11 protein-coding genes and 2 pseudogenes are annotated in these 20367 nt (G+C 72.6%); 3 read left to right on the top strand and 10 right to left on the bottom strand.

What is annotated here, in order from left to right:
• Positions 1-176 precede the first annotated feature (176 nt).
• The 4 genes and pseudogenes from AMK22_RS26705 to AMK22_RS26690 all read right to left on the bottom strand — a co-directional run.
• On the bottom strand, positions 177-2207 hold the full coding sequence (locus tag AMK22_RS26705; RefSeq protein WP_073789096.1) for an NAD-binding protein: 2031 nt from the start codon (positions 2205-2207) through the stop codon (positions 177-179).
• A 122-nt stretch (positions 2208-2329) separates the two neighbouring features.
• The gene (locus AMK22_RS26700; protein WP_073789094.1) at positions 2330-7366 is read right to left on the bottom strand and encodes a DNA repair ATPase; all 5037 of its coding nucleotides are present in this window, start codon (positions 7364-7366) and stop codon (positions 2330-2332) included.
• Positions 7367-7714: 348 nt separating this feature from the next.
• Positions 7715-9928, bottom strand: a complete 2214-nt coding sequence (locus tag AMK22_RS26695) for a hypothetical protein (RefSeq protein WP_073789093.1) — start codon at positions 9926-9928, stop codon at positions 7715-7717.
• Positions 9929-10395: 467 nt separating this feature from the next.
• Positions 10396-11010, bottom strand: a pseudogene (locus tag AMK22_RS26690) (hypothetical protein); the annotation flags it as partial.
• Positions 11011-11291: 281 nt separating this feature from the next.
• On the opposite strand from AMK22_RS26690, the gene AMK22_RS26685 reads away from it, so the two are divergent.
• The gene (locus AMK22_RS26685) at positions 11292-12362 is read left to right on the top strand and encodes a PucR family transcriptional regulator (protein WP_073789091.1); all 1071 of its coding nucleotides are present in this window, start codon (positions 11292-11294) and stop codon (positions 12360-12362) included.
• Positions 12363-12541: 179 nt separating this feature from the next.
• Here AMK22_RS26685 and AMK22_RS26680 read toward each other — a convergent pair whose 3' ends face one another.
• From AMK22_RS26680 to AMK22_RS26660, 5 genes are all read right to left on the bottom strand, one after another.
• Positions 12542-12997, bottom strand: coding sequence for a tellurite resistance TerB family protein (locus AMK22_RS26680; RefSeq protein WP_073789090.1), 456 nt, complete (start codon positions 12995-12997; stop codon positions 12542-12544).
• 383 nt (positions 12998-13380) lie between these two features.
• Positions 13381-14640, bottom strand: a complete 1260-nt coding sequence (locus AMK22_RS26675; RefSeq protein ID WP_073789088.1) for a cation:proton antiporter — start codon at positions 14638-14640, stop codon at positions 13381-13383.
• Positions 14641-14642: 2 nt separating this feature from the next.
• Positions 14643-15113, bottom strand: coding sequence for a cation:proton antiporter regulatory subunit (locus tag AMK22_RS26670; protein ID WP_073789085.1), 471 nt, complete (start codon positions 15111-15113; stop codon positions 14643-14645).
• A 216-nt stretch (positions 15114-15329) separates the two neighbouring features.
• Positions 15330-16802, bottom strand: coding sequence for a flotillin family protein (locus AMK22_RS26665; protein WP_073789083.1), 1473 nt, complete (start codon positions 16800-16802; stop codon positions 15330-15332).
• A gap of 112 nt (positions 16803-16914) precedes the next feature.
• Positions 16915-17424, bottom strand: coding sequence for a hypothetical protein (locus AMK22_RS26660; protein ID WP_073789081.1), 510 nt, complete (start codon positions 17422-17424; stop codon positions 16915-16917).
• A gap of 579 nt (positions 17425-18003) precedes the next feature.
• Between AMK22_RS26660 and AMK22_RS26655 the strand changes: the two are divergent.
• Together AMK22_RS26655 and AMK22_RS26650 are read left to right on the top strand one after the other, a co-directional pair.
• Positions 18004-18717: pseudogene (locus AMK22_RS26655) on the top strand (alpha/beta hydrolase); the annotation flags it as partial.
• A gap of 321 nt (positions 18718-19038) precedes the next feature.
• Positions 19039-19311: a DUF1876 domain-containing protein gene (locus AMK22_RS26650; RefSeq protein ID WP_073789143.1), complete on the top strand. Its 273-nt coding sequence runs from the start codon at positions 19039-19041 to the stop codon at positions 19309-19311.
• 195 nt (positions 19312-19506) lie between these two features.
• Here AMK22_RS26650 and AMK22_RS26645 read toward each other — a convergent pair whose 3' ends face one another.
• Complete coding sequence (locus AMK22_RS26645) at positions 19507-20355, bottom strand: GNAT family N-acetyltransferase (protein ID WP_073789080.1); 849 nt, start codon at positions 20353-20355, stop codon at positions 19507-19509.
• Positions 20356-20367 lie beyond the last annotated feature (12 nt).

The following is a 20367-nucleotide window of genomic DNA, read 5'->3' as shown; positions in this document are numbered from 1 at the left end:
GGTGGCGGGGAGTGCCCGGGCATGCGGATTTCGAGCGCGTCCGGGTTCCGGGATCCGGAGCGCGTCCGGGTGCCCGGGCTCCGGTGTTCGGGACGGCGCCGGGTGTCCGGACCTGGGCGGGGGCGGGGCTACGTGCGTGGCATCGACACCCGGCGGGGCACCTCGGCGGGGACGGGCTACGTCCGCACCGACGACACCCGGCGTCTGCGCAGCAGTTCGGCCAGGCCGCGCCGGGTCGCGGCGATCACCACGCGGTCCTGCGGACGCAGCACGTACCCCGGATGCAGGTCCCACACCAGCCCCGACGGATGGTCCGGGCCGCCGTCGACGGGGGCGGCCAGGTCCGGGCGGCGGTCCTCCGGCGGTGTGGCGTCCAGGGCCAGCACCCGCCAGGCGCCCGCCTGGAACGCCTGCTGCACCGTGCGGCCCTCCAGCTGCGGATGTCCCGCCACCTCGACCGCCGCGAACAGCATCACCTTGCGCTCCACCGGTATGGCGCCCAGGATCTGACGGCCCATCATGGCCACCGCGAAGGACGGGGCGGCGAGATGGGAGACGGACCGGGAGCGCGTCACGGCCTGGGGGTGGGCGGTGCGCAGGGTGCGGTAGACGGCGGTCGCGAACTCGTCGTCGAACAGGCGCAGCGCCACCCGCAGGTCCGGCTTCACCGAGCGGGCGTAGAGGGCCGCTTCCAGATTGGTGGTGTCGATGCTGGTCAGGGCGAGCAGCGCGCGGGAGCGGTCGATCTTCGCGGCCTCCAGCACGCCTTCCTGGGTGACGTCCCCGATCACCACCGGCACATGCAGCCGCCGGGCCACCGGGATGCCGCGCGCGTCCGGGTCGTCCTCCACACACACCACCGGGATGCCGAGCTCGCGCAGCCTGACCAGCACCCGCGTACCGATCTTGCCCAGGCCCAGCAGCACCACATGGCCCGACAGGCCCCGGGGCGGGCGGCGCAGCGAGGACGCCGTGCGCAGCGAGCCGAACGCCTCCAGGACCGCCGCCACGAGCAGCGGGAGCAGCATCAACCCGGCTACTCCGGAGAGGAGTTGGATGATCTGGCGGGCCCTGGGATCGTCGGTCGCGGGGTCGCCCATGGCGAACAGGTCCAGCAGTGTCAGATACGCGGCGTGCAGCGGGGTGTCGTCGGTGGTGAGCGTCAGCGCGACGGCCAGGGCGACCACGGCCAGGCCGACGCCCAGCGCGGACCAGCGCAGCCGTCGCGAGAAGATCCGGCTCAGCGGTGCGCCCCTGCCCGCCATCCGGGGCGGGGGCGCGTCGGGGTCGGCCCGGCTCACCGTCTCCAGGACGATCGTGCCCCGGCCCGTCGCGGCGGCCACCTGCCGGGCGTCCGGGAGGAGCAGGGGGCCTTCGTCGCCGCTGCTGTCGGAGCCCTCGGCGCCCGCCGGGTCATGGGTGGTGGAGGACAGCAGGGCGAGCGTGCACAGACCGGGGTCGGCGGCCCGGCCGTCCTCGGGCGGGGTGCGCTCGGCGGCGCGCAGCAGCAGGCCCTCCGCCTGGATCACCTTGCTGGAGCCGGTGAGCGCGGTGGCGGCGAGGGCGGGCGCGGCGGTGTCGGCGTCGGACAGAACCGTGGTCGAGGCGTCCAGCGCGGCCGGGTCGAGGCCGGGCGCGGCGACGGCGGCCGCCTGGTCCAGCAGGGTCTCCAGATGCTGGCCCAGTTTGCGGTTGTAGAGCCGGATCACCAGCCGCAGACGGGGGTTGAGGCGGCGGGCGGTCAGCGCGGCGCGGATGTTGCGTTCGTCGTCCTCGTAGACCAGGGCCAGTGCGGCGGCCGACTCGACGCCGGCCTCCTCGAACGTCTCGTAGGAGGGTTCGGCGGCCTCCATGATGCGGACCGCCTCGACCCCGGCGTTGGTGTCGGAGCCGTCCAGGGTGATCACACCGGAGCCGTCGCTGTCCGAGGAAAGGCCGCCGCCGTTGCCGAGACCGCCCAGGTTGCGGTTCATCGCCGCCGACATCCGGCCGAACAGCGAGGCGGCCCGTCCTCGCCCGGTCAGCGGCAGATCGGCGTGGCCCGCGTCGCGTCCCGGCGGGAGGAGCAGGGTGACCCGCTCCCCGTACACGTACCGCAGTTCCACGGCGAGTCGGCGGGCGAGCGCGTCGTCACCGCAGACGACCATGTGGCCGCCGGAGGTGGTCCGTTGGGTCTGATGGGGAAGTGTCGGCACGTGCCCCAGCATGCCTTGCACACCTCCGTTGTCTCGACCGGTTCGGCGCGTTCGGTGATCTCATGCGTGCGATGGTCTTCGGGGGAACGCGGCCGGTGGGCGGCGCGGTCGGCGACGGGCGGCTTCCGGGCGGCTCACCGGTCCTCGGGCGGCGCGGGGCGCGGCGCCGGGCGGGGCGAGGCGTGCCGGGCCGTCGGGTTGGTGAGGACATGGCGCGGGTCGGCGACCCGGACGATCGCCGATTCCACCGCCGCGATCCGCTCCGCGAGCAGCCCCAGCGCGGCGACGGCCCGCCCCAGGGGGTCGTCGTCCGCGGTGCCGAGCGTCTGCGTGCGCACGTAGGAGGCGGTGATCTCGGCCCAGCGCGCGGCCTGTTCGCCGGTGAGCAGACCGCGCAGCGCGGCGAGCTTCAGCAGGTTGGCCTCGGCGCCCGTGGTGAGTGTCTGCGCCTCGCCGGCGTAGTGGTCGCCGATGACCGCCGACAGCTCGGCCGCGTTCATCACCGGCACGATCCGTTCGGCGATCTTGTTCATGTTGCGGTACGAGCCCTGGAGGCGGAACGGCGGCTCGGTGCGGGACTCGTCGGTCTGCGCGGCGGAGGCGATGTACGCGGCGTTCACGGCCAGCACCGTGTCCCGGGCGGTCAGCAGATGGCGCAGCACCGCCGTGATCCGCTCCACCTCGGCGGGCGCGTAGGGGTGTTCGAGACGGTCCGGGCGGGCCGCGGGGTCCCCGGACGCGAGCCGCACGAACAGCGCCAGGTCCTCGCGGGAGCGCCCGGCGAGCGGGGCCAGCACCGGGTTGGCGGTCAGCGCGTTCTCGACGAAGCTCAGCGCGAAGACGTCCTCGCGGCCGGTCAGCACCTCGCCGAGGTTCCACACGTCGGCCCGGTTGGCGAGCATGTCGGGGATCCGGAACCGCGCCCCCGACTCGGTGTACGGGTTGCCCGCCATGCACACCGCGAACCGCTTGCCCCGCAGGTCGTAGGTGCGCGGCTCGCCGTCCCGTACGCCTTCGACGCGGCGGGTGGCGTCGCAGAGCGGGATGAACTTCTGGAGCAGTTCGGGCGAGGTGTGCTGGATGTCGTCCAGGTAGAGCAGGGTGTTGTTGCCCGCCTCCAGCGCGAAGTTGATCTTCTCGATCTCCTGGCGGGCGGTCGCGGTCCGCGCCTGTGCCGGGTCCAGGGAGGTCACGTCGTGGCCGAGGTTCGGTCCGCTGACCTTGACCAGGACCAGCCCGAGCCGGTCGGCGACGTACTCCATGAGCGTGGTCTTGCCGTAGCCGGGCGGCGACACGAGCAGCAGCAGGCCCTGCGAGTCGGTGCGCCGGTCGGCGTCGGCGGTGCCGAGCTGCTTGGCGAGGCTGTCGCCGATCAGCGGCAGGTACACCTCGTCCAGCAGCCGGTTGCGGACGAACGCCGACATGACGCGCGGGCGGTGGTCGTCCAGCCGCAGCCGGGCGCGCTCGGTGGCCACGAGTTCGGTGCGCAGGCGCTGATAGGCGCGGAAGCCGGGGACGGTGGTGGCGCGGAACTCGGCGGTACGGGCGAGGAGTTCGTCCAGTCGTACGGTCAGCCGGCCCCGGTCGACGCGGGGATGGGTGCCGAGCAGGCCGTCCACGGTCGCGCCGAGCGGCGCCGCGCAGTCGTAGCGGGCGAGCACCGGCTCGGGGCACAGCTCCACGGCGACGGCCTCCGCGAGGTCGCCCGGCTCGATGCCGGTGCCGCTCGCCGCCGCGTACGAGGCGAGCCAGCCCTCGGCCAGCTGGCGGCGGGCCGGGAGGTCGTCGCGGAGGGCGGCCAGGTCCTCGTCGTACGCCGACGAGCCCACGGCGCGGCGGAACTTGTCCAGGAACGTGCGGACGGCGACGCTCGTGACGAAGCCGTCGGGTCCGCCGGTCAGCTCCTCGAAGAGGTACGCGGCCACCGCCCCGAGGTCGGGTGCCTCGGCACCGGTCCCCGAGCCGGGGAGCAGGGGCGAGGCCGCGCCCATGGCGTGTGCCCATTCCTCCTGGAGGGCCGCGACGGCGGGTGCGAGCCCGAACGTCTCCCGGGCGCGGGCCAGCGAGACGGCGCGCCGGGTCCAGGAGGTGCGCCGGGCCTCGTCCGTCCCGTACGCCCAGAACAGCTGGGCCGCCGCCCGTACGGCGGGCGGGAAACGCAACAGCCCGGCCCCGGCATGGAGTTCGAGCAGGGTGGTGAGGATCGCGGCGGCGTCCTCGTCGTGCACCCCTCGCTGATGGCCCTCCTCGTACGCGGCTGCCGCCGACTCCCTTACCAAAGTGGTGAGTTCGGCCGGGTCCAGGGCGGTCAGGGCGTCCGCGCCGTGCTCGTCGAGGAGCCGGGCGGCCAGGTGCTCGGCGCGGTAGACGTGCGGTGACTCGGAGGGCAGCGTCTGGTCCCAGTACGGGCGGGTCGCCGCGAAGTCCGGGTCACCGACCGGGGCCCGGTAGTCCGTGCCGGTCAGCGCGAACGCCAGCTCCTCCCCGTGCGGGACGAGCGTCAGGTCGAACGGCTGGGTGTTCACCGCGAACCGGTGTCGGCCCAGCCGGATCACGGAACCGCCGTCCGCGTACAGCTCACCCCGGTCGCGCAGCGCCCGTCCGGCCTCCTGCCGGGCGGCCAGCAATCGCCCGTCCAGCTCCTCGGCGCGCACCGGATCGCCGAGTTCGCGCAGCTCGTCCGCGGTGCGGCGGATCTTCGCGACCATCGGGTCGGAGGCGAAGTAGGTGTGCACGGCGTCCGGGTCGGGCAGGGCGGACACCCGCCGCGAGACCGTCTCCAGGACCCGGGCCGCCGAGTCCGCCAGCCGCTCCGCCCGGCGCGCCCGGGCGTCCTGGAGCGTCTGCTTGCGGGCCGAGAACGCCTCGTACACCTCCGTGCGGCGCTCGGCCAGCTCGGCGAGGAAGTCGTCGAACTCCGCGAACCGCGACTCCAGGTTCTCCAACTGGAGCAGCAGCCGGGAGAGTTGGTCGTCACAGGCGTCCGGTGTGTCGGCGGCGGCCAGGGCCCCGGCGACGGCCTGCCCGAGCAGGGCGAACTCGGCGGCGAACTCGGCCCGCCCCTCGTGCTCCAGCAGCTCGCGGCGGCGCGCGTCGAGGGTGGCCCGGGCCCGGTTGACCCCGCCGAGGACCTCCGCGATCCGCTCCAGGATGGACGTACGGACCGTGGCATCGCCGATGTCGAGCCCGGCGACGACGTCCGTGACGGTGTTCAGGCCCTCCGTCATTCCGGTCAGCCGGTCGCCCAGGGCGGCGGCGTCGACGACGGTGGTGAGCGCGGACGCCTCGTCGGTCAGACGGGCGATGTCGGCGTGGTGGTCGGCGAACGCGTCGTCCCGGGCGAGGAACGCGACGGCGCGCCGTCCCGCCGACTCGATGTCCTCGGCGGTGGCGGCGGTCAGTTCGGCGATCCGCTCCGTGTCCGCGTACCGCATCTCCGCGAGCGTCGCCAAGTGGCCCTGAGCACGCCTGAGTTCGGTGAGCTGGCCGACCCAGTCGGCGGCCGAGCGCGGGGCCTCGCCGCGGACGCGGCGGACGAGCGCGGTGATCCGGTCGGCGGTCCCGGTCAGCGCGTCCGCGGCCTGCCGGGTCAGCTCCCGAACCGTCTCGAACTCGCCGATGATCTGCTGAGCGGTCTCCCGCAGCTCGGCCAACGGGGCGTGGAGTCCGCCCAGTTCGGGATCGGCGAGCCAGTGGTAGCGGTCGGTGGCCCGGGTGCAGTCGGCGACCAGCTGCGCGTATCCGGCGGCGGTGGGAGTGGTGCCGGTGATCTGCTCGGTGCTGTGCGCGAGCGCCAGCAGGTCGGAGACGCCGCGCACCAGATCGGCGTTGCCGATCCGGGCGAGCGGGCCGGTCCCGGCGGGGCGGGAGGCGGCGTGGGTGTCGGAGACGTACGGGGTCCGCCAGCGCTGCACCGGGTGGACGCGGGCCGGTTCGTCGCCCCCGGCACCGGCCTTCAGAAGGATCAGCGTGCCGTCGTCGAGCAGGGCGTGGCCGCGCCCCTGGAGCGGGGTGGCGACCTCCTGCCGGATCAGGTTGTAGGGCAGGAGCAGGCCGCGGCCGTCGTCGGGGGAGCGGAAGGCGTAGAGCACGTCCTCCCCGTTCGGGGAGCGGACGGCGCCCTCGAAGACCGGGTCGGTGAGCGGTTCGGCGATGTCGAAGGTCTTCGCCGTGCCGGTGGTGAGGTAGTAGCCGCCGGGGAAGATGATCCCCTGGTCCTCCGGGAGCCGGTGGCAGGCGGGCCCGATGCCGTCGAGCCGTGTCACGCTGCCGAGCAGCGTGTTGAAGACCAGGTACCGCCAGTTCTCCTCGTTGTACGGGCGCACCCGGAGCAGGACCAGCGGTCCGACGGTGGCGTGCTCGACGTCGGCGTCGGCGAGGGACTGGAGGGGTTCGGCGACCGGCTCCTCGTAGATCCCGTCGGGGGTGTCGGTGTCGTCGACGGTCTTGACGGTCAGGGTGCCGCCGAGGGTGTCGACGAAGAGGACGGCGCCGCCCGGTCCGTCCGCGTCCCCGCCGACGGCGATGTGCGGGTGCCGGCCCGGGACGTGGGACTCGCGTCCCGCGACGGTCCAGGTGAAGTCGTGGGAGGGCGGGAAGACGTGGTCGCGGTCGCCGCGCGCGTCGAGGAACGCGCCGGGCGAGCCGTCGGGGCCGAGCGCCCAGCGCAGCACCCGGATGCCGTCGGCGTTCTCGCCGGTACGGAAGACGGCGAGCAGCTTCCCGTCCACGCGGCGCAGCCGCAGCAGGCGGGCGTCGCGGTAGTAGCGGTGCAGGGTGGTGAACTCGCGGACGAAGCCCTCGTCGTCCAGCACGCCGCCGTCGTGCCCCGGATGCGGGTCCGGTTCGGCCAACTCCGGCCCGTAGAGGGCGAGTACGTCGTTCACCTCGGCCGGGGCCGCCGCCCCGGGGCCCCGCTCGAAGCCGAAGAGGAGCCGCCCGCCCACGGCCACCAGGTCGCGGGGCACGCACGCCTGGGCGGTGTGGATCCGCTCGGTGCCGGTGAGGTGGAGTCCGGTCGAGCCGAACTCCTCGGTGCGGCGGACGTTGAGCGCCTCGGCGCGGGCCGCGAGATCGGCGGCCCGGTCGTGGAGCCGACGGCGCAGCACGTCGTACGTCCCCGCGTCCACGGGGCCGCCGGCCGACGGTGCGGTCGTGGTGTCGGTGTCCATGCGTGCGGCTTTCTGTGAGGTGTGCGGTGTGCCGGGGCGCCCGTGGGGGTGGTGGTACGGCCGGTGGGGTGGGGGCCGGTGGCGCGGTGTGTGAGGTCTGTGGGGCGCGGAGGCGGTTCCGTGGTGGGGCGGGGCGTGGTGGCCGAGGAGCGGGGTGGAGCTGGGGGTGGTGGTGCGGTGTGGGCCCGTCCGGTGCCGGGGGACGGTTCGGCGGTCACCGGACGGGCCCGGGGATGTCCGGGGCAGGGCCCTGTCGCCCTGCCCGGACGGGTTCCTGGCCGTTCGCGGCGCCCGGACCGGGCCGCGGGCGCGGTGCCCGCGGAACCGGCCCGATCCGGACGAGCGTGCCTACGCGACCGGCGCGCCGTTCCGCGCCGCGCGCGCGTCCGCGTCCGCGCCGTGCGCCCCGGCGTCCGGAGCGTTCACTGCCGCCTCGGTCCCGGCCTCGGACCCGCTTCCGGCGGCCGTACCCGCGACACCCGCGCCGACGGCCCCCGTCAGCGCGGCGACCGGCAGGTCCGCGAGGCCCGACTCCCGGGCTGCGGACAGCAGCTGACGTACCTGCTCCGGCGCGATCCCGGCCCCCGGTGCCCGCATCAGCCGCGTCAGCAGCGCCGACACCGTCAGGTTCCGCACGTCCCCCGTGGTCACCGAACCCACCATCCGGGTCAGGTCGTCCGTGAACGAGGACGTGCCGTCCAGCCACGGCCCGGCCAGAGCCTTCGCCGTGTCCGAGTTCTCGACGAACCCGTCCAGGCTCCTGCCCAGCGAGATGGAGGAGACCAGCCGGTCGAAGAAGACCGACTCCCCGCCGACGATGTCGATGTCGGCGTTCTCCAGCCCGGTGGCCAGCACCGTCGCCTGAGCCTCCGCGACCTGCCGCTGCACGTCGAGCCCGGCCAGCCGGATCTCCTTCTCCGCGGCCAGCCGCAGCCGGTACTCCTCGTGCCCGCGCGAGGCGTCGTCCAGCGCCGCCATCGCCGCCGCCTTCTCGGTGAGCCCGGCCGCCTCGGCCTTCAGCTTCTCGCCGATCATCGCCGCGTCGGCCGTCGCCTGGGCCTGTGTGCCCTCCGCCTCCGCGAGGGCCTTGAGCCTGGCCCCCTCCGCCTCGGCCTTGAGCCGCGCGGAGGCCGCCTCGGCCTCGGCGAGACCGGTCTTCTCGATGACGGCGGCGGCCGCGTCCCGCACCTGGACCTCCGCGAGGCCGGGAGCGGCGGATTCCGCCTGGACACCCTCCGCGAGCCGCAGCTTCGCCTGGGCGTCCAGGTCCGCGGTCTTCAGCCGGGCCTCGGCGAGCGTGAGCTGTTCGGCGGCCAGGTGGCCGGCCGCGGCCTCCGCCGCCTCGGCGGCCTTGATGTCCTTGACCAGCTTCTCCTGCGCCTCCGCCTCGGCGGCGATGATGACCGACCTGCGGGTGCGCTCCGACTCCTCGACGGCCCGCAGCGTCTTGATGGACTCCTCCTGCTCCGCGACCGTACGGTCCACGGCGATGCGCTCCCGGATGACGTCCGCGACCTCGCGGCGCTCGGCCTCGACCTCCTTCGTCGCGGCGATCCGGTCGAGCTCCGTCTGCCGCTCGCGCCCGATGACCTCCAGCAGCCGGTCCTTCTCGATGCGCTCGTTCTCCACGGCGATGACCCGCTCGCGGTTCTTCTGCGCGACGGCGATCTCCCGGGCCTGGTTCTCGCGCTGGATGCCGAGCTGCTCCTCGGTACGGATGAACGCGGCCTGGGCGCTCAGCCGTTCCTCCTCCTGGACCTTGGCGGTCGCGGCCTCCTCACGGGCCCGCAGCGTCTCGACCTCACGGCGCTGCTTGATCTCGGCCTCGGCCTGCCGGCGCTCCAGCTCCAGGATCGTCTCCCGGGCGTCGACGTCCTGCCGGGTGATCTCCTTCTGCTCGGTGCGCTGGTACTCGTTGGTGCGCACGTGCTCGATCGCCGTCAGCTCGGTGATCTTGCGGATGCCCTGCGCGTCGAGGATGTTGGCGCCGTCGAGCTGCGCCATGGGCGTCTGCTCCAGGAAGTCGATCGCCGCGTCGTCCAGGTGGTAGCCGTTCAGGTCGGTGCCGATGACCCGGATGATCCGGTCCCGGAACTCCTCGCGCTTGGTGTAAAGGTCGACGAAGTCCAGCTGCTTGCCGACCGTCTTGAGCGCCTCGGCGAACTTCGCGCCGAAGAACTCCTGGAGCGCGGCCTCGTCGCTGGCCCGTCCCGTGCCGATGGACTGGGCGACCTTGATGACGTCCTCGACGGTCTTGTTGACCCGGACGAAGAACGTGATGTGGATGTCGGCGCGGATGTTGTCCTGGCAGATCAGGCCCTCGCGCCCGGTGCGGCGGATCTCGATGGTCTTCACCGAGATGTCCATGCTCTCGGCCTTGTGCAGCACCGGCAGTACGACGGCCCCGGTGAAGGTGACATCGACCTTCTTGGTCTTGGAGATGATCAGCGCCTTGCCCTGCTCGACCTTGCGGAAGAGTCGGCTGATGACGAGGAGAAGGGCGACGGCGATGAGCAGGACGACGGCTACGAGTACGCCGAAGCCCACGGTGATGGCATCCATGGCAGTCCTTGACGGCTGGTGCGGAAGGCGGACGGAGGAGAGGGGGAGGGGCGGGCCGGCCCGTGTGGCCGGGAGCCCCGTGCGGCCCCGTTCAGTCCCGGTCAGTCCCTTTCGTTCTTTCGTTCAGTCACGTTCAATCACGATCAGTCCGGTTCGGGGCCGTCGGAACGTGTCCGGCGCTGGACGGTGGTCGTCGGCCACGGCGTTCCGCGAGACACCCCGCGCGTCGTCCCTCGGGGCGGGCACCGGCGTGATCGGGCGCGCCGGCGCAGCGGCTGACCGCACGACCGGCCGACCTGTCAGCCGGATTGGTGCGTGGCAGGTCGCGCCCCGGGCCGGGCGACCGGGCGCCTGGCGCGGCGCGACCCCGGCGGAACCTGCGACCTCGGCCGTTCCGGCCGCTCCAGGCGCTCCGACCGCTTCAGCCGTTCAAGCCCTTTCGGCTGCTCCGGCTGCTCGGGCCGTCCCGGCGGGCCCGGATCGAGGGCCCTGTCGTACGGCGAGACCCAGAAGAACTCGCCGTCGTCGTCGTACGCGTACAGCAGCCCCGCGCTGCCCGCGACGAGCAGCGACCCGTCCGGCGGACTCAACAGCCTGACCTGGACGATCGCGGTGGAACCGTCGTCCGCCACGACCTCGGCCTGGCCGAAGTCGGAACTCACGGAACCGGTGCGGATCGTGCAGACCCGGCCGAGGAAGTCCTGCCGCGACGGAGGAGGCACCTCGGGCAGGCGGCGGCGCAGCAGACTCACCAGCGCCCGCGTGACGGTCCAGGCGATCAGGAGCGACCCGACGAGCACGGCGCAGGCGAGCACCGCGCGGAGGGTGCCGGTGGCCCCGCCGCGATGCAGCAGGACGGTACCGGTCAGGCTCGTGAACCAGCCGACGACGACCATCACGGACACCGAGACGGTGACCGGCACTCCGCCGATCCCGGCCAGGCCGGTGTCCAGGTCCCCGTCGAAGGACTGGTGGTCGGCGGCACCGGCCAGCACGAGCAGCCAGAAGAAGACGACCACGGCCAGCGCGGTTCCGAACAGTACGGCTGGAAAGGCAGTCGCCGCGCTCAGGAATTCCTGCATCGGTCCATCCCTGTCTGTCCTGGCGGGGTCCGGTGACGGCGATGGGTGACCCCGGCGGTCGCGGCCCGCGCATGGCGGTGCCGCGACGGCCGGGCCATCCCCCGTGCATCCCCCGTGTTCCCCCGTGTTCCCCCGTGGTGCTGGGTCGATCGTGCCATTCGGGGCCTCGGGATAGCACTGCCGGAATCCGGCAAACTTTATACATTCTTGATGCCGGGCACCGGCAGTGTCGCGTGGTGTTGGATGAGTGTCAGAGTCTCGTCATGAAGTGAGGGGTACGTGTGGCTGCGCCGGAGATTCCCGACGAATATCTGGGTGAGTATGTCCGCATCCTGGCCGAGGTCGCCGCCACCGGCCGTCGGCTGACCCGGGACGAGCTGGAGGCTCGTCGGGCCACGGGGCGCCGGGCCGCCGAGGCGGGTTTCCAGATACGCGCCCTGGTCGGCTTCCATCTCGCGGCGACCCGTGCCGACTGGCCGTGCGGCCCCTCGGCCGACGCCGCGACGACCGATTCCGTACTGGCCGCGGTCGAGCAGGCCGTCGACGCCTTCGCCGAGGGCTTCGAACGGGCCCAGCGGATGACGGTGCGGCGCGAGGAGGCGGCGCGCCGGGAGTTCATCGACGACCTGCTGTACGGGCGCAGCGACCTGGGCCGGCTCGCCGAGCGCGCCACCCGGTTCGGGCTGCGGCTCTCCCGCGCCCACGCGGTCGCGGTGGCCACCGGCCCGGAGGCGTACACGGAGACCGACTCCGTGCCCCGCACGGTCGAGTCGGCGCTGCTCGCGCGGTTCAGCGGCCGGAAGATCCTGATCACGACGAAGGACGGGCGGCTGGTCTGCATCGCGCCGGCCAGCCAGCCCGATGTGCTGCGTTATTTCGCCAAGCAGGCGCACGCGGCGACGGACGGCGGCCGGGTGGCGGTCGGCCGTCCGCATCCGGGCCCGGGGGGCGTGGTCCACTCCTACGACGAGGCGCTCGACGCGCTCGATCTCGCGGAGCGGATGAGCCTGGACGATCCGGTGCTGTACGCCGCCGATCTGCTGGTCTATCCGGTGCTGACCCGGGACCGGCAGGCCATGGCCGACCTGGTGCGCGGTCAGCTGGGCCCGCTCCAGCGGGCGCGCGGCGGGGCCGAGCCCCTGCTCAACACGCTCATCACCTACTTCGACGCGGGCTGCGTCGCCGCCGAGACGGCCCGGCGGCTGTCGCTGAGCGTGCGGGCGCTGACCTACCGTCTGGAGCGGATCCACCAGCTGACCGGGGCCGATCCGGCCGACCCGATGCACCGTTACACGCTGCAGACGGCGGTGATCGGCGCCCGGCTGCTGGACTGGCCGGCCAAAGAGCTGTGACGCGGGCGCCGGGGGGAAAGCGGCCGGGGGTGCTCATCGGGGGAGTTGAACACCCCCGGCCTGCCGGACGCGGACCGGCGCTCGTCCGGTCCGTGGTCGTCCGGCGGTACGCGGGCGGGCCGGGGTGACCGGTCCGCCGGGAAGGGGGTTGAGGACCAGGGCCGGTCCGGAGACAGGCCCTACAGGTCGAACTCGTGCGGCGGGAGGTCGAGCGCGAAGCACGCCTCTCGCACGACGGCCCGCTCCGACGCGTCGAAGTCGCCGTCGGCGCCGCCGATGACGATGCCGATCTGGACGACGGCACGCGCCTCGGCCGGCTTCTTCTTCGCCTTGCCGATCTCCTGGAGGATGGAGACCTTGCCGAAGTCGAAGTCGGCGGTGAGCTTGTTCACGTAGTCGTTGAAGCGACGCTGGAGGTCGTCCGCCGGGAAGTTCTGCAGAACGTTGTTGGAGGCGATCAGCGAGGCGACACGCTGGCGCTCGGACGGGTCCACGGAACCGTCGGCGGCCGCGACGAGAGCGCACATGGCCATGCTCGCATCACGGAACGCCCCGCTCTTCAGCTCGTTCTTCTTCGCTTCCAGCTGCGACTGCATCGACGAAGCGGATTCCTTGATCCGATCCCACAGTGCCATGTCGTCTCCATACGTTGCGTTGCGTTGTGTTGCCGGAACCAACTGAACTCTACAGGCGTGTAGAAGTTAGCAGGCGGGTGCTTCCCGGAGTGTTCTCCATGTTCCGTGTGCAGCACTGAGTGCAACGAGTGGCTGTCGGGAGAAGTGCCCCGGAGTCCGAAGTGCCCCGATTGCGAAGCGCCCCGGCCGCCCGGCGACGCCGTGTGAGTACGGGCGTCGACTGGGCGGCCGGGGCGGTGGATGCGGTCGGTCGGGGTGCTGGGCGGGACCTGGTGTCCTTTTGGGCGAACACTGCCGGTCACGGCGCCGGGGCGTGTTTCGAAAGTCCCGTCCGGCCCTTCGGGCGGACGACGCCACCTTCGCACCGACCTGACCAAGCACTACTAGTCGGCGGAGGCCGGGATCTCCTCCCGCGCGGCGGGGACCGTGGCGCTCGCGGTGTTCGTGGCATCCGCGGTGTTCTTCGTGGTGCCCGCACCGGTGGAACGGCCGCGTCGGCTCAGGACCTTGGCCGCGATCGGCTGGGTCCAGCGGGCGGCGAGCGGTCCGGCGATCACGAGGATGAGGACGTACGCGGTGGCGATGGGCCCGATCCGGGGCTCGGTCGCCACGGCCAGTCCGGCGATGACGATGGAGAACTCGCCGCGGGCGACGAGCGTTCCGCCGGCCCGCCAGCGTCCCTTCGACCCGATTCCGGCCCGGCGGGCGGCGTACCAGCCGGTGGCTATCTTGGTGAAGATCGTGACGACGGCCAGCAGCGCGGCCGGGAGCAGCACCGGCGGGATCTCGGCCGGGTTGGTGGAGAGACCGAAGAACACGAAGAAGACGGCGGCGAACAGGTCCCGCAGCGGGGTGAGCAGCTTGCGCGCGCCCTCGGCGACCTCACCGGAGAGCGCGATCCCGACCAGGAACGCGCCGACGGCCGCGGACACCTGCAACTCCTGGGCCACGCCGGCCACCAGGACCGTCAGCCCGAGCACGACCAGCAGCAGCATCTCCGGGTTGTCGGAGGACACGGCCCGGCTGATCAGCCGTCCGTGACGCAGGGCCAGGTAGAGCACGAACCCGACGGTGCCGAGCGCGATGAGCAGGGCGATGCTGCCTCCGGCGAAGCCCACTCCCGCGAGTATCGCGGTCAGCAGCGGCAGGTACACGGCCATCGAGAGGTCCTCGATGACCAGGACGCCGAGGATGACGGGCGTCTCCCGGTTCCCGAGCCGTCCGAGGTCCGCGAGCACTTTGGCGATCACCCCGGACGACGAGATCCACGTGACCCCGGCGAGCGCGACTGCTCCGACGGGTCCCCAGCCGAGCAGCAGCGCGGCCACCGCTCCGGGGGTCGCGTTGAGGAGGAAGTCCACGGCCCCGGAGGGGTACTGGGTCTTGAGACTGGTCACCAGCTCCGAGGCGCTGTACTCCAGGCCCAGCAGGAGCAGCAGCAGGATGACACCGATCTCGGCGCCGACGGCGGTGAACTCCTCACTGGCGCCGAGGGGCAGGAGCCCGCCTTCCCCGAAGGCGAGCCCCGCCAGCAGATACAGGGGAATGGGCGAGAGTCCTATCCGCCCGGCGAACCGCCCGATGATTCCCAGCCCCAGAATGACGGAGCCGAGCTCCACCAGCAAAGCGGTCATGTCATGCACTGTCAGCCCTCCGCGATGATCTCGGAGAGCGCATCGACGCCCTCCCTGGTTCCGACGACGACGAGCGTGTCCCCGATGGCCAGCCGGAAGTCCGGCCCGGGCGACGGATGCGCACTGTGCGTCCGCAGCACCGCGACGATCGAGGCCCCCGTGCGGGTGCGCGCCCGGGTGTCCCCGAGCAGCCGTCCGCCGTAGGGGGAGCGCGTCCCGAGCGGGATGTGCTCGGTGACCAGGTCGATGCCCTCGGTGCGTACCGCGTCGATCGGCGCCGCGTCGATGAGGTGCGCGAGGCCGGTCGCCTCCTGTGGCGTCAGCGGTACCGAGAGACGGCACGAATCAGGATCGTCCTGGTCGTAGAAGCCGATGAACCGGCGCCCGTCGTGGTGCACGACGACGGAGATGTGCTGACCCGACTCGGTCGTGTAGTCGTACTGGACACCGACTCCGGGCAGCGTGGTGCGGTGGGTTCCCATGGCTTCCTCCTGAGGGACGTGGCGACATGTCGACACTCTTGGTGATCTCTTTATCCGCGCATTACCCTATCCGGAGGGTTCCGCCGCCTCCGGCGCGCCGGTGCGGGGGCGGGACGCGCGAGCGGTGGGCGACGGGCGCGGGGGTTCCTGACATGCGTGTGCCCGGCCGGTGCGATACCGGCCGGGCACATACAGGCGCGTACGGGACGGGCCCGGTCAGTCGGTGATCTCGATCTTCCCGTCGGCGGGGGCGGCATCGGCCCCGCCCGTCGGACGGGCGGACGCGCCGGACGGTGCGACGCCGTCCGAAGCGGGGGCGGCCGCAGTGCCCTTGAGGTTCTTCAGCAGCGCGGCCAGGTCGACGCCCGTGGTGGAGCTGAGGAGTTCCACGCCCTGGGCGACGTTGTCGGTGACCGTGCGCGACAGCCGGCTCGCACCGTCCGTGGAGATCACGGTCATCTTGTCGACGGCGCTCAGCGGCTCGGACGCCTTGGCGACGACGTTCGGCAGCACCTCGACCAGCATCTGGAGCACGGCCGCGTCGCCGTACCGGGCGAAGGCGTCCGCCTTCTTCTGCATCGCCTCGGCCTCGGCCGCACCCTTGGCGCCGATGGCTGCGGCCTCCGCCTCACCCTCGATGCGCACGGCGTCGGCGAGGGCCGAGCGGTGCAGCTTCTCGCCCTGACCGGTCAGCCGGGCGCGCTCGGCGTCCGCCTCGGCCTCCTTCACCTGGGCGATCCGGCGGGCCTCCGCCTCCTGCTCGGCCTGGTAGCGGGCGGCGTCGGCGGGCTTGCGGACCTTGGTGTCGAGTTCGCGGTCGGTCAGCGCGGCCTGCCGCTCGGCGACCTTCTCCTGTTCCGCGAGGACCTCCTGCTGACGGGCCGCCTCGGCGAGCGGGCCCGCCGCGTTGGCCTTGGCCGCAGCGGCCTCCGTCTCGGCCTTGATCTCCGCCTGCTTGAGGTAGAACGTCCGCTCGGCGACGGCGATCTCCTCGGCGGCCTTCAGCCGGGCCTGCTCCGAGGCGCGCTTGGCGTTCGCCTCGGCGATGTCCGCCTCCTGCTTGGCACGGGCGGCCTCGGGGCGGCCGAGGTCTTCGAGGTAGGAGCCCTCGGTGGTGATGTCCTGGATCTGGAAGGCGTCCAGGATCAGGCCCTGGCCGGAGAGGCTGGCCTCGGCCTCCTCCGCGACCTGCCCGGCGAACGCGGCGCGGTCCCGGATGATGTCCTCGACCGACATCCGGCCGACGATGGCGCGCAGCGCGCCGGAGAGCACTTCCTGGGTGAAGCCGACGATGCCGTCCTGCTGCTGGAGGAACCGCTGGGCGGCGGCCCGGATCGCTTCCTCGCTGCCGCCGACCTTGACGATCGCGACGCCTTCGAGGTTGGACTTCACCCCGCGCAGGGTGACGGCCCCGCGCACGGCCACCGGGATGTGCCGGCTGGACAGGTCGAGGGTGAACTTCTGCTGGACGAACGGGACGACGAAGACACCGCCGCCGACGACGACCTTCTGGCCGCTGTTGTCGATGCTGGTGCGGCCCGTCACCGGGTCGGTCGACTTCTTGCCCCGGCGTCCGGTGATGATGAACGCCTCGCTGGGCCCCGCGACCTTGTAGCGGGTGATGACGACGAGGGCGAGCAGTACCAGGAGTACGACGACTCCGACGACTGCGGTCACGACTGGGCTCATAAGGGTGTCCCCCCTGCCTCCCTGCGGGACGGCAGTTCGATTGCGGGTTGTGGTGCTTGTGGTGCGGTGGTGGCCGCGGTGGTCCGACGGATGGTGTCCCGGTTCGGTGGGGTCAGTGCTCGACGGGCCGCACGGCGACCGAGGTGGTGGACAGCACGGCCTCCACCCAGACCTCCGTACCGCGTCCGACCGGCACCGCGCTCTTCGCCGCCAGCTTCACCGGCTGGCCCGCCAGCCGCAGCAGGACCTCGCCGTAGCCGTCGGCCGGGATGGCCGTGACGACCGACCCGGACGTGCCGACGAGATCCTCCCCGCGCGGAGTGACACTGGTCTGATCACGCATCAGCGCCCGGCTGAACTTCCAGGTGAGCCACGCCGCGACGATTCCGGCGAGTACGCCGCAGATGGTCGCCACGACCGTACCGGCGCCCGTGGTGCCGAGCACGATCGCGCCGCCGAAGCCGAGCATCGACAGGAACCCCGCGATGACGGGCAGGGACAGGAGCCCGTCGAAGAGACCGTCCAGCACACCGCCGAAGAGACCTTCGAGAACGCCGTCGAAGACCAGCGACAGGACGAGCAGGACGACCCCTGCGATACCGAGACCGAGAAACAGGGTCACGCGATCACCTCTCTCGGTCCTCGAAATCCTCCGAACATGCTTCCCCCGAACATCTCCGTCGAACTAGTGCTGTGGCCGGAAAGGTTTGCCGGGAAGCTCGCGGCGTCCGGTGCGGTGCATCGCAAGGCGGAGGATCGCCCTCGTACGGGACGTACTCGGGTGATGTGACAACGCGGCGAGGTGCCGTGCCGGTCGTCGCGAGCCGGTGAACCTTTCCGGTCGCTAGCTGGATGATCCCATACGGGACGGCCGAAACACATTGCCGGAAGCCGGAAAACTTTTACGGTCTCTTTATGCCGGATGCCGGACCATCGCCGGGCGTCGGTGCGGCCCCCGCGCGGGCCGTTTCCCGGCGGCGTACGGGGCAAGCGCCCGAGGGTCGGACTCTTGCGACTGTCTGTCCACAGGCTGTGGACAGTCGCGGTGTCGCGCTTTCATGGCGCCTCGGACCGGCGGCCCGAGGCGTCCGTCCGACCGGCGATCTCCGACGGTCCGGCGACACGGCCGCGCGTGCCGCATGCTCGACAGGGAGCGGGGTACCGCACAGGCATACGCGCGGAGACGAGGAGGGAGGTGCGCATGACCGGCAGTCGACCGCCGGCCGCTGCTGTGCTCCTGTTGCACGGCGGCCGTGAGACGGGCCTGGGCCCGCCCCCGCCCGGCCTTCTGAACCTGCCCGCCGTCCGGATGCGGCCGTTCGCGCGGGCCGTCGGCCGGGCGACCGCCCGCGACGACGGAGCCATGGACGGCGGCGGCGCCGGGGACGTCCTGGTGCGCACCGCCCGATACGCCCATCAGGGCTGGAACGGCTCCCGGGAGGACCCGCTCCACGACACGCTGCGCGCCCTGGACACCCTGCGGCGCGAGGCGGGCGAGCTCCCGGTGGTCCTGGTCGGGCACTCGATGGGCGCCCGCGCCGCCCTCCGGGCCGCCGGGCATCCGCTGGTACGCGGGGTGGTGGGACTGGCCCCCTGGTGTCCGGCGGACGATCCGGTCGCCCAGCTCGCCGACCGTGACGTCGTCCTCCTCCACAGCACCCGCGACCGCGTCACCAGCCCCGGGGAATCCCGGTCCTTCACCGCCCGCGCCCGCCGCGCCGGGGCCCGCTCCTGCCTGGTCGCGATCCGGAACAGCGACCACGCGATGCTGCGCCGCGCCGGCGCCTGGCACACGCTGACGACCCGGATCGTCACCGGCCTGCTGGGCCTCGACCCGCTCCCCGAGGAGATCGCGACGGCGCTCCGGCTCCCACCGGCCGCCCCGGCGACGCACGGCACCCTGGACCTGGACCGGTTCGCTCCCGACGGGTCCATCCTCGACTCCGGCGCTCCGGGCCGCCTGTTCGTCCCCGGCCGGCCCACAGCCCCGGAGCGTTCGGCCTTCGTCCGTCCGACCTGCGCAGCACCCGCGCGCCGCGACGGAAGCGGCCCCGCCTTTGATTCCGGTGCCGTCCCCGACTCCGGTGCCGATGCCGACCCCGGCTCGTCCGTCGGGAACCGGTAGACCCCCGACTCCCGGCCCGGAAGCCGCGACGTTCGTACAGCCTGTTCGCGGGGGGTGTGCCGTGGTGCAGGGGCGGTGGAACGGGCGCACTCTGGTAGGGAGGTGATCGAGATGATGCACACAGCTGTCGGGTGGCATGTGGATCTGGAATTCGAGGAGGACAGTCACCGCACCCGCGCCGCCGCTCTGGTGAGACTGCCGGACGGGGCCGAGGTACGCGCACACGGGTACGCGAGCCGTCACCCCTCCGACAAGGAACAGCCGAGGGTCGGCGAGGAGATCGCGGGAGCCAGAGCACTCAACGAACTGGCGATGAAGATGCTGACGAAGGCGCACGACGAGATCGACGAGGCGTCCGGCCGGACATCGCACCCGCTCACCTGAGTCGGGCGCCGGGGGTTTTGGGACCCCGGGCGCGCGCCCGCCGGGGTCCCGCTGCGGCAAAGCGTCGCCGGGGCTTTTGAGGAGGTGGGGCCCTGCGGGGTGGGCTCTCCGACATGGGCCGTACGGCGTGGGCTCGTCGGTGTGTGCTGTCGACGGGCCCGCCGTCGGCCGCGCGCAGTCCGTCGACGTGGTGCCTCAGCCCAGTTCTAGGCTGGTGATGCCGTACAGCCCGGGATGGTCGACGTCCGGTGACGGTCCGGTGTACATCCGGGCCGTCTCGAACGACGGGGTGAGGCCCAGCCGTCGCGCGAGCCGGACGGCGGCCGGGTTGACGTCGGGCACGTCGATCGCCACCGGGGTGTTCGGATCACCGGCCGCGAGTGCGCCGATCAGGGCACCGGCCACCTCGGGGGACTCCGCGTACACCGGGCCGATCCGGGACGACGTGCGGCAGGGGCGCAGCACGGCGAGGCCCCGCAACTCCCCGTCACGGACGGCGGCGAGCGGGGCGTGGGCCGGTCCGGCGATCCAGGACGCGAGGAAGCTGTCGCGCTCGGAGGGGAAGAAACGCCGGTCGTAGGCGGCCAGTTGATCGAACGGGATACCGCGGGCGTCGACGAGCGCGGTGCCGGGAGGCGCGGACGGCACATCGGCCGGACGGCCCTCGTAGCGCATGTTGGTCCAGACGGAACGGAACCCGGATCTACGGTAGTTGTCCTGCTGGGCCACCACACCGTCCAGCCCCACGTTGCGCCCCTGGAGCCGGGACATACCGGCCCGCCAGGTCCGGATCCCGTAGCCCTGGCCCCGTAGTTCGGGCCGGGTGAGGTAGAGGCCGAGGAACCCGAATCCGGTGCCGTAGCGGACCACGGAGACGCAGGAGACCGGATCGCCGTCGAGCCGGCCGATCAGGAAGCCGCGCGGGTCGGCGGCGTAGAAGGCGTGGTGGTCGGTCAGTCCGGGGTTCCAGCTCTCCGCGTGGGCCCAGTCGGCCAGCATGACGAGGTCGTCGGCGCTCGCGGTGGTGATCTCGAAGTTCGGCACGGGGCACCTGTA

Origin of the sequence: Streptomyces sp. CB01580 (assembly GCF_001905795.1) — a bacterium.
Lineage (GTDB): Bacteria > Actinomycetota > Actinomycetes > Streptomycetales > Streptomycetaceae > Streptomyces.
This window is presented reverse-complemented; position numbering and strand designations above follow the sequence as displayed.